This window comes from Vibrio sp. 2134-1 (assembly GCF_033339495.1).
Window position 1 is genome coordinate 1 of sequence record NZ_JAWOUS010000312.1, and the last position, 780, is coordinate 780.

Genomic DNA, 780 nt, shown 5'->3' on the forward strand with positions numbered 1-780 from the left:
TCGGCTCTTGACCGACTTCACCGAGAAAGTACTGCTTGTCTTGCAAAAAAGGCTGGTAGACAGGTGGGATCAGATTGATGTCGTTGTACGCCGTTGTTAGCAGATCGAGCTTGATCATTCCGTCGCCAGGATGACGCCTAAAATGCTCAATCGCTTCTTTCTTGTCGATCATAATACGTCGTTCACCGACGCGATCTTCCGACCACAACAACGCGCCACTAACAAGTGCGAAGCACAGCAGACCAATCACAATCGACACCAACAGGAAGAAGAGTTCGAGGCGTCCAGTTAAGCTTTGTGTGTTGTTAAATAAGCGGCGAATCATGCACCCGGCTCCAAGCGGAAGCCGACTTTAGGGATGGTTTTCAATAAATGTTCTTCAAAGGGTTTATCGAGTTGACCGCGCAGTTGATAAATGTGGCTGCGCAAAACGTCATTGTTTGGCTCATTTTCTTGCCATAGGCGGAATGCGATTTCTTCACGCGTCACAACTTCGGGGGCATTTTTGACCAGCATTTCTAGAATAGTGTACGTGGTTGGATTCAACGCCAACAGCTTATCTTGACGGTAGGCTTGATGCGTTTTTTGATCGATAGACACTTCGCCATACTGGAGTTTGGTTGATGCAACCGTACCGCGATAGCGTTTAATCAATGCAGTCATGCGTGCTTCAAGAATATCGAGATCAAACGGTTTGGTGAGGTAGTCGTCGGCGCCGTGTTGGAAGCCTTTGAGCATGTCGTCTCGGCTATCAAGTGCTGTCAACATCAACACCGGAGT

The 780-nt window shown here is 48.2% G+C and carries 1 protein-coding gene and 1 pseudogene; both read right to left on the minus strand.

Annotated features, from left to right (window positions below):
- Positions 1 to 325, minus strand: a pseudogene (locus R7R78_RS25665) (sensor histidine kinase); the annotation flags it as partial.
- A partial coding sequence (locus R7R78_RS25670; RefSeq protein WP_225474562.1) for a response regulator transcription factor occupies positions 322 to 780 on the minus strand: 459 nt, incomplete at its 5' end. The gene R7R78_RS25670 and the pseudogene R7R78_RS25665, both read right to left, overlap by 4 nt.